Origin of the sequence: Bacteroides sp. OF03-11BH (assembly GCF_003604005.1) — a bacterium.
Classification (GTDB): Bacteria; Bacteroidota; Bacteroidia; order Bacteroidales; family Bacteroidaceae; genus Bacteroides; species Bacteroides ovatus.
In genome coordinates this window covers 1-9,619 of record NZ_QTMW01000082.1, presented here as the reverse complement: position 1 = coordinate 9,619, position 9,619 = coordinate 1, and the positions used below count along the sequence as shown (strand labels likewise).

The window sequence follows — 9,619 nt, the reverse complement described above, 5'->3', positions numbered from 1 at the left end:
AGATAACCAAAGAGAAGCTCAATCAGGACATGGAGAACCTTGCCGCAAGATTGAACGGCGTCGAGGAATTTGCAGGTTGCACCATCTAAAAAGAAAAGCCATGAAACGTGACACAATCATCATCGAGGACAAGGCAGTCAGCGTAACCGGTAACGACGTGTGGATGACCGCCACCGAAATAGCCGGATTGTTCCATACGACCGTCCCGGCAGTGAACGCCGCCATCAGAGCCGTCCGCAAGTCGGACGTGCTGAACGACTACGAGGTGTGCCGCTACATGCAGCTTGAAAACGGGCTGCACGCGGACGTGTACGCCCTTGAAATCATCATCCCGGTCGCTTTCAGGGTGAATACCTACAACACCCACCTGTTCCGCACATGGCTGGTGGGAAAGGCACTCTCACAAGAGAAACGGCAGACATACGTGATGTTCATACAGAACGGAAAAGCCGGGTATTGCTGATTGCACATACCCCATAAGACAAGTAAACGGGTAGCACCACAAAAGGTGTCACCCGTTTACTTTTTCATGAAACCGCCTCACTCCAGCGGCTTGCGGTAGTTCGCTTCCAGTACCCCGCGCAGCCCCGTTTCCGGGTAAAGCACCTTCCCTCCCAAAAGTATGAAGGGCAACACGCGGTTGTTGCGGTATTCCTGCAAGGTGCGCCGGCTCACACGGAGCAGTTCCGACACCTCGCCGTCCGTCAGGTAACGTTCCCCGTCCAGCGGAGGACGGTAGCTTTCCAGAAATGCGGACAGCCATTTCGAGCCTTTGCGCATATCCTGCACCACAGAGGCTATCGGCTCGTCTTCCATCGTAAAAACATCGTTGTTCTCGTTCATCATAACTTCGGATTCAGTGGGTGAATAAATCAAATCATCTGCCGTGCGGATAGAGCGTGCCGACAAGCGGTATCAGCCGCTTCACCTCCTCTGGCTTGTAATAGAACCTGCGGTTTATCTGCGAGTAGCCGATAAGCCGCCTGTCACGCAGCGTCTGCAACGTGCGCGGGCTTATTCTCAACTGCCCGCAGACCTCCTCGCCCGTGAGCCATCTTTCCATGCGCCCCGTGTCGCTTTTGCGCCTCAGGGCGGCGACCTTCTCCGAGAGTGCGCCGAATGCCGCCACCATCATCTCGAAAGTCTTTTTCTCGATAGATACTATTTCCATATTCATGTCATTTAGAGTTTGCCGCAAAGGTAACGAAACGGCATACAAGACGTATCGTTTTCCGCTGAAAGGCTGCCTGTTGCGCCGTTTGACCGGGTTACGGAGCCATCTTCCGCAAAAATCTTACGTGAGTCACGTAGTGAGTTGTTAAAGCCCCTTTTGTTTATTGCCGAATTTTGTCGCAGAAACAAAAAGAAAGGACTGAACATGAAAGTGATAACAATGGAAAGTTCCGCCTACAAGGAGATGATGGCGCAGATTGCGAACATCGCAGGGTACATCCGCGAGGCAAGGGACGAGAAGAAACGGAAGCGGGAAACCGAAGACAAGCTGCTTGACACGGCACAGGCGGCGAAGATGCTCAACGTGAGCAAGCGCACCATGCAGCGTATGCGCACCGACCACCGTATCGAGTATGTGGTGGTACGCGGAAGCTGCCGCTACCGCCTTTCCGAGATACTGCGGCTATTGGAGGACAACACAGTAAGGAACGAGGAAGGGACAATAGACACCCTGTTCCACAACCACACGCTGCGCACGGGCGGCAAACCAAAAGGAAGGAGGACATAGGTCATGGAACTGCTCACACGAAACAACTTCGAGGGCTGGATGCAGAAGCTGATGGAACGGCTCGACCGTCAGGACGAACTGCTGCTGGCGATGAAGGCTGAGGGGAAACAGCCCACTATCACGGAAAGCATCCGCCTTTTCGACAATCAGGATTTGTGCATGTTGCTCCAGATAAGCAAACGCACCCTCCAACGCTACCGCAGCGTAGGCGCATTGCCCTACAAGACGCTGGGCAAGAAGACCTATTACAGCGAGGAGGACGTGCTGACATTCCTTTCCAACCATATCAAGGACTTCAAAAAGGAAGATATAGCCTTCTACAAGGCTCGTATCCATAATTTCTTTCATAAATAACCCATTAAAACATTTTTCAGATGGCAAAGAAAAAAGACGAAAAGGACGTGCTGGTAGTCCGTGACGAGAAGACAGGCGAGATCAGCGTGGTAGCCGGGCTGAACGCGGACGGCACACCCAAGCGCACCCCCGCAAAAGCGGAGAACGCGCAGAGTTTCCTGCAATTCGACCGACATGGCGACGTGCTGGACAACTTCTTCAAGAACTTCTTCCGGCAGTGCAAGGAACCCAGCCGCTTCGGTTTCTACCGCATTGCGGCAGACCAAGCTGAAAATCTCTTAGAGGTGATGAAGCAACTGCTGAAAGACCCCGAAGCGAACAAGGAGCTGCTCGCCCCTCACAAGGTGGACACCTCCGACTATGAGAAGAAGGTGCAGGAAGAGATGGCAGCACAACAGACAGAGAAACAAGAACCTCAAAAACAGGAGAACATGGAACAACGGAAAGAACAGCAACAGGACAAATCCGAACAGATGCAGGGCAAACGTGGCTACCAGCCCATCGACGAGAGTAAAATCAACTGGCAGGAGCTGGAGGACAGATGGGGCGTAAAGCGGGACAACCTTGAAAAGTCCGGCGACCTTACGAAGATGCTCAACTATGGCAAGTCCGACTTGGTAAAGGTCAAACCGACCTTCGGCGGCGAATCATTCGAGCTGGACGCCCGCCTCTCCTTCAAGAAGGACGGTGAGGGAAACATCAGCCTCGTGCCGCACTTCATCCGCAAGGAGCAGAAGCTGGATGAGTACAAGGAACACAAATTCTCCGACAATGACCGGAAGAACCTCCGCGAAACGGGCAATCTCGGTAGGGTCGTGGACATTGTGGACAGGGAAACGGGCGAGATCATCCCCTCCTACATCAGCATCGACCGCAAGACGAATGAAATCACGGACATTCCGGCAAGCAGGGTGCGCATCCCGGAGCGCATCGGCAAGACGGAAATCACCACGCAGGAGCGGGACATGCTCCGCGCCGGACTGCCCGTACGCGACAAGCTCATCGAGCGCAACGACGGCAGAAAGTTCGTCACCACCCTGCAAGTGAACGTGGAGCAGCGCGGCGTGGAGTTCGTGCCGGGAACCGGCAAGTCGCCCCGTACCGCACAGACACAGGAAACCAAAGGCGACACATCGAAAAGTCAGGCGCAGGGCGGGGAAAATGCCGCACAGACCAAGAAGGAGCAACGCCGCAACACGTGGACGAACGAGGACGGCAGCATCCGCCCCATCAGCAAATGGAGCGGCGTGAGCTTCACCGACCAGCAGAAAGCCGACTATGTGGCGGGTAAAGCCGTGAAGCTGGAGAACGTGACCGACAAGCAGGGCTTCCATGCCACGATGTATATCAAGTTCAACCCGGAGAAGGGACGCCCGTACCGCTACGACACGAACCCTGACAATGCACAGCAGGTTGCTCCGTCCAACGAGAGCCGCACGCAGGTGGCGGTGAACAACGATGGCAAGACCAACGAGGCTACAAAGAATCTGAGAGAGCCGTTGCAGAAAGGTCAGACCAACCCGAAGGACGCCCGCCAGCAACAGCAGCAGGAGAAGCCGCAGAAGAAAACGGGCAAGGGCATGAAAATGTAATCCCGTGTCCGCCACTGAATCCAAAATAAAATCCAAAGTATCAACAAAAAAGAAGAAGACATGAAGACAATCATTGCAGAAAAGCCCTCCGTGGCACGTGAAATCGCCCGCATCGTGGGCGCGACAAAGAGAGAGGAAGGATATTTCGAGGGAGGCGGTTATGCCGTGACATGGGCATTCGGACACCTCGTTCAGCTTGCCATGCCCGACGGCTACGGCGTGCGCGGATTTGTCCGTGACAACCTCCCGATTATTCCCGACACATTCACGCTCGTCCCCCGTCAGGTCAGGACGGAGAAAGGTTACAAGCCCGACAGCGGCGTGGTGTCGCAGATAAAAGTCATCAAAAGACTGTTCGACACAAGCGAACATATCATCGTGGCGACCGATGCCGGACGCGAGGGAGAGCTTATCTTCCGCTACCTCTACCACTATACGGGTTGCACCACTCCTTTCGTGCGCCTGTGGATCAGCTCTCTCACCGACAAAGCTATCCGCGAGGGACTGCGGAAACTCGAAGACGGCAGCAAATACGACAACCTCTACCTCGCCGCCAAAGCGCGGAGCGAATCCGACTGGCTCGTGGGCATCAACGGCACACAGGCGTTATCCATCGCCGCCGGACACGGCACGTATTCCGTGGGGCGGGTGCAGACACCAACGTTGGCTATGGTATGTGAACGCTACTGGGAGAACCGCCGCTTTACGTCCGAAGCATTCTGGCAGCTCCATATCGCAACGGACGGTTGCGACGGCGAAGTCGTGAAATTCTCATCCTCCGAGAAATGGAAAGAGAAAGAACCGGCGATGGAACTATATAATAAGGTAAAGGCGGCAGGTTGCGCCACTGTCACGAAAGCCGAGCGCAAGGAGAAGACGGAGGAAACTCCCTTGCTCTACGACCTGACCACGCTCCAGAAAGAAGCCAACGCCAAGCACGGCTTCACGGCGGAACAGACGCTTGAAATCGCGCAGAAACTCTACGAAAAGAAGTTGATAACCTATCCGAGAACGGGAAGCCGCTACATCCCCGAAGACGTGTTTGCCGAAATTCCCAAACTGCTCGCTTTCATCGGCACACAGCCCGAATGGAAAGACAAGGTGCGGGCAAAAGCCGCCCCGACACGCCGCAGCGTGGACGACGGCAAGGTGACAGACCACCATGCCCTGCTCGTCACGGGTGAGAAACCGCTCTTCCTCTCCAAAGAGGACAATACCATCTATCAGATGATTGCCGGGCGCATGGTCGAGGCATTCTCTGAGAAATGCGTCAAGGATGTGACCACTGTCACGGCGGAATGTGCCGGAGTGGAGTTTACCGTAAAAGGCAGCGTCGTGAAGCAAACCGGATGGCGTGCCGTCTATGGCGAGGAAAAAGAGGAAATTACCATCCCCGGCTGGCAGGAAGGCGACACGCTGACACCGAAAGGCTCGTCCATTACCGAAGGAAAGACCAAACCCAAGCCGCTGCATACCGAAGCCACCCTGCTCTCGGCAATGGAAACGGCGGGCAAGGAAATTGAGGACGACGCACTGCGGCAGGCGATGAAGGACTGTGGCATCGGTACTCCCGCCACACGCGCCTCCATCATCGAAACGCTTTTCAAGCGCGGTTACATGGAACGCTGCAAGAAGTCGCTTGTTCCCACCGAAAAAGGACTTGCCCTCAATTCCGTCGTCAAGACGATGCGCATCGCCGATGTTGCCATGACGGGCGAATGGGAAAAGGAGCTGGCGCGTATCGAGCGCGGGGAACTGTCCGACGACACCTTCCGCAAGGAGATAGAGGCGTACACACGTGAGATAACCTCCGAACTGATCTCGTGCGACAAGCTCTTCGGCAGCCGTGACTCCGGCTGCGCGTGTCCCAAGTGTGGCACGGGCAGGATGCGGTTCTACGGCAAGGTGGTACGCTGCGACAACACGGAGTGCGGACTGCCCGTGTTCCGGCTGAAAGCGGGACGCACCCTGTCCGACGATGAAATCAAAGACCTGCTCACCGAAGGGCATACCAAGCTGCTCAAAGGGTTCAAGAGCAAACAGGGCAAGAGTTTCGATGCTGTTGTCGCCTTTGACGGGGAATATAACACGACTTTTGTGTTCCCGGAGGCTAAAAAGGACAAGAAATTTTCAGGACGGAAGAAATAGTATTAACTTTGCCACTTGTTCAGAGTAATGAATTGTTCTTCGATACCGGATTACACTCATACTTTGGATTTAGTGGTGGCACTCGGAGGGATACCGAGTGCCTTTTTCTTCCTTTTTCCAACCGATTATCCCGTTAATTATCAATCCGCTAAATCCAAAGTAATGAACAACAAGAAGAAAAACGAGGGTCAGACCGACTTTTCCTATTACGGTCTGTACCTGCTGGACTATCTCCGCACGAACAAGTTTGAACAGGCTGACGACACCGCTTTCATACGGGAACGGGCCGACCGTGCCGCCGAAACGTATGAGAGGGCACGGCTTGAAGGCTATCCCGCCGATGGTGCGCAGGAACTGGCGATGGACACGCTGCTGCGCGGGCTGCATTATTCCCGTTACGCCATCCTCCGCGAAGTCGTGGAAAACGAGTTTGCCGATGAAGTGCCGGAAGAGAAGCGTGAAGCCTTTGTCCTGAAACTGCTGCCGCTTGTCGGCAACGTGTTCTCCGTCTATGACCTCTCGGATGACAATTTCGCCCTGTCTTCCGATTACGACCTGCTCTACACGGAGCTGACGGGAGCAACCGTCCTTTACTTAGACGAATATGGCGTTTAACCGCAAACAGAAACTGCGGGACAACATCGAGGCGATACGGACGGCATTCATCCTTGACAGGGAAAATAGGACAGCGACAACCGAAGAGCGTGCCATACTTCAAAGGTACTGCGGTTTCGGCGGTCTGAAATGTATCCTCAACCCTGCAAAGGAACTGACGGATGCCGTCCGGTGGGCGAAATCCGACCTCGAACTGTTCGCCCCGACGGTGGAGCTGCACAGGCTTATCCGTGAGAACAGCAAGGACGAAACAGAGTACAAGCGGTTTGTGGATTCGCTGAAAGCGTCCGTGCTGACCGCTTTCTACACCCCCAAAGAGATAACCGACACCATCGCGGACGTGCTGGCAGATTACAGCGTCCGCCCCGCCCGTATGCTCGAACCGTCGGCAGGTGTCGGCGTGTTCGTGGATTCCATGCTGCGGCACAGCCCCAATGCGGATGTGATGGCTTTCGAGAAGGATCTGCTCACGGGTACAATCTTGAGGCATCTCTATCCCGACCAGAAAATGCGCACCTGCGGTTTTGAGAAAATCGAAAGACCGTTCAACAATTATTTCGACTTGGCGGTGTCCAACATTCCGTTCGGTGACATTGCCGTGTTCGACGCGGAGTTTCAGCGGAGCGACTCTTTCGGCAGACGCTCCGCCCAGAAAACCATCCACAACTATTTCTTTCTCAAAGGACTGGATGCCGTGCGTGACGGCGGTATCGTGGCGTTCATCACCTCGCAAGGGGTATTGAATAGCACCAAGACCTCCGTGCGTAACGAGCTGTTCAGTCAGGCCAATCTGGTATCCGCGATACGCCTGCCCAACAACCTGTTCACGGACAACGCGGGCACGGAGGTGGGCAGTGACCTGATTGTCCTGCAAAAGAACCTCAGCAAGAAGGAAATGTCGCAGGACGAGCGGCTGATGACCGTGATACAGACGGACACGAAAACCGCCCTGACCGACAACGCCTATTTCATCCACCACCCGGAACGCATCGTGCATACGATGGCGAAACTTGACACAGACCCCTACGGGAAGCCCGCTATGGTTTATCTGCACGAGGGCAAGGCAGCAGGCATCGCCGGGGATTTGCGCCGTATGCTCGACGAGGATTTCCATTACAGGCTTGCCATGCGCTTGTATTCGGGTTCAATCCGGCAGGCAGGAACGGAAGAAAAAGTTGCCGTTCAAAATAAAGTAGAGCGTCCTGCCATAAAATTGGAAACAGTATCCTCGGCGCAGACGGTGGAAACTCCGACAGAAAAGCCGCAACCCGCAGATGAAAAGCCGGAGATAGAACCGCGCCCGCAATATTCCGCAGGCGTGCAGCTCACCCTGCTTGACCTCTGGGGGATGACGGAAGAGGTCAGCCAACCGAAAACCTCCAAAAAGAAAAAGACGGTGAAAAAGGCAGTTACGGCAAAGTCCACTCCGCCCAAACCGAAAGTCACGGTTACACCGACAGCTCCAACTGCAAAACCCGCAATGGAGAATAAGGAGGTGAAAGCGGAGAACACCGCCAAGCCTGCCGACCCGGACGACATCTATGCCACACTGGACTGGGATACCAATCCTCCCATCAACGGTTTCTATGAAATGATGATGGGTTTGACGCCGGAGCGTAGGAAAGAACTTCGGGAACTGGCAAGGCAGCATAACGAGAAACAAGTGGCGGAAAAGACGGAAGTGAAAGCCGTGCCGGAAACTTCCCGTGAGCAGCCACGACAGGAGGAAACACAGCCGGAGGCAGTCGCCGCACCTGCCGTTACAGATACCCCATCGGAAGCGGTGGGGACTTTCCTTTTCCCCGACATCGAAGCGGAAAAGCCGAAGGAGGAAGTCGTGGACCTTTCTCCGCGTGCCTACCACCGCACGCCGGAGATGCACCTGCGCGAAGGGTCGCTGGTGGCTGACCGGGGGCGTCATAACATCGGCTACCTGAAAGACATCACGCCATACGGGGCGACATTCCAGCCGCTCGACCTGAAAGGATACCAGAAGGAAAAGGCGTTGTTGTATGTGTCGCTGCGTGACGCCTACGAGCGTCTGTACCGTTATGAATCGCTCCGGCGCGAGGCAAATGTTCCGTGGCGAGAGCATCTGAATACCTGTTACGATGAGTTTGTCATGCGCTACGGCAACCTCAACGCCAAGCAGAACGTGAAGTTAGTGATGATGGATGCGGGCGGGCGCGACATCCTTTCGCTGGAACGGATGGAAAACGGAAAGTTCGTCAAGGCGGACATCTTCGAGCATCCTGTTTCCTTCGCGGTGGAGAGCCATGCCAACGTAGGCTCTCCCGAAGAAGCCCTGTCTGCGTCGCTCAACAAATATGGTACGGTCAATCTCGACTATATGCGGGAGATAACCGACAGCACGGCGGAGGATTTGCTCACTGCCCTGCAAGGGCGCATCTACTACAATCCGCTCGTGACCGGTTACGAAATCAAAGACCGTTTCATCGCCGGAAATGTCATAGAGAAAGCGGAACGCATAGAGGCATGGATGGGTGACAATCCCGAAAATGAGCGTATGCCGGAGGTGAAGCAGGCGTTGGAGGCTCTGAAAGATGCCGAGCCGCAGCGCATCGCCTTCGAGGATCTGGACTTCAATTTCGGGGAACGCTGGATTCCGACGGGTGTCTATGCCGCCTACATGAGCCGGCTGTTCGACACGGAGGTGAAAATCGCCTATTCCGCAAGCATGGACGAGTTTTCGGTGGTGTGCGGCTACCGCACCATGAAAATCACGGACGAGTTTCTGGTGAAGGGGTATTACCGGAACTATGACGGTATGCACCTCCTAAAACACGCCCTGCACAACACCTGCCCTGACATGATGAAGTCCATCGGCAAGGACGAGCATGGCAACGACATCAAGATGCGCGACAGCGAGGGAATACAACTCGCCAACGCCAAGATTGACGAGATACGAAACGGCTTCTCCGAATGGCTCGAAGAGCAGTCGCCGCAGTTCAAGGAGCGGCTTGTGACGATGTATAACCGCAAGTTCAACTGTTTCGTGCGCCCGCGCTACGACGGCTCCCATCAGACCTTTCCCGACCTCAACCTGAAAGGGCTGGCAAGCCGGGGTATCAAGAGCGTCTATCCCTCACAGATGGATTGCGTCTGGATGTTGAAACAGAACGGCGGCGGAATTTGCGACCACGAGGTG

9 protein-coding genes are annotated in these 9,619 nt (G+C 55.0%); 7 read left to right on the top strand and 2 right to left on the bottom strand.

The genetic code is table 11. The features are described 5' to 3' along the window. Positions 1-100: 100 nt before the first annotated feature. Complete coding sequence (locus DXA54_RS27065; RefSeq protein WP_004291423.1) at positions 101-463, top strand: hypothetical protein; 363 nt, start codon at positions 101-103, stop codon at positions 461-463. A 77-nt stretch (positions 464-540) separates the two neighbouring features. On the opposite strand, the gene DXA54_RS27060 is transcribed toward DXA54_RS27065, so the two are convergent. Together DXA54_RS27060 and DXA54_RS27055 are read right to left on the bottom strand one after the other, a co-directional pair. Continuing rightward, positions 541-846 carry a helix-turn-helix domain-containing protein gene (locus DXA54_RS27060; protein WP_004291424.1) on the bottom strand — a complete coding sequence of 102 codons (306 nt, stop codon included), beginning with the start codon at positions 844-846 and terminating at the stop codon, positions 541-543. 31 nt (positions 847-877) lie between these two features. Next, a complete protein-coding gene (locus tag DXA54_RS27055) occupies positions 878-1,177 on the bottom strand; it encodes a helix-turn-helix domain-containing protein (RefSeq protein ID WP_004291426.1) in 300 nt (99 codons plus the stop codon). A 201-nt stretch (positions 1,178-1,378) separates the two neighbouring features. Between DXA54_RS27055 and DXA54_RS27045 the strand changes: the two genes are divergently transcribed. The 6 genes from DXA54_RS27045 to DXA54_RS27020 form a co-directional block, all read left to right on the top strand. After that, complete coding sequence (locus DXA54_RS27045) at positions 1,379-1,741, top strand: helix-turn-helix domain-containing protein (RefSeq protein WP_004304264.1); 363 nt, start codon at positions 1,379-1,381, stop codon at positions 1,739-1,741. Between the two features lie 3 nt (positions 1,742-1,744). Continuing rightward, entirely contained in the window at positions 1,745-2,095 is a 351-nt protein-coding gene (locus DXA54_RS27040) for a helix-turn-helix domain-containing protein (protein WP_004291454.1), read from the top strand. A 20-nt stretch (positions 2,096-2,115) separates the two neighbouring features. Beyond that, positions 2,116-3,687 carry a DUF3945 domain-containing protein gene (locus tag DXA54_RS27035; RefSeq protein WP_004291455.1) on the top strand — a complete coding sequence of 524 codons (1,572 nt, stop codon included), beginning with the start codon at positions 2,116-2,118 and terminating at the stop codon, positions 3,685-3,687. Between the two features lie 60 nt (positions 3,688-3,747). Continuing rightward, positions 3,748-5,835, top strand: coding sequence for a type IA DNA topoisomerase (gene topB / locus DXA54_RS27030; protein ID WP_004291456.1), 2,088 nt, complete (start codon positions 3,748-3,750; stop codon positions 5,833-5,835). Positions 5,836-5,862: 27 nt separating this feature from the next. Further along, positions 5,863-6,450: a DUF1896 domain-containing protein gene (locus DXA54_RS27025; RefSeq protein ID WP_004291461.1), complete on the top strand. Its 588-nt coding sequence runs from the start codon at positions 5,863-5,865 to the stop codon at positions 6,448-6,450. Next, positions 6,440-9,619, top strand: a 3,180-nt coding sequence (locus tag DXA54_RS27020) for an N-6 DNA methylase (RefSeq protein WP_036895053.1), incomplete at its 3' end; no start/stop codon positions are given. The genes DXA54_RS27025 and DXA54_RS27020, both read left to right, overlap by 11 nt.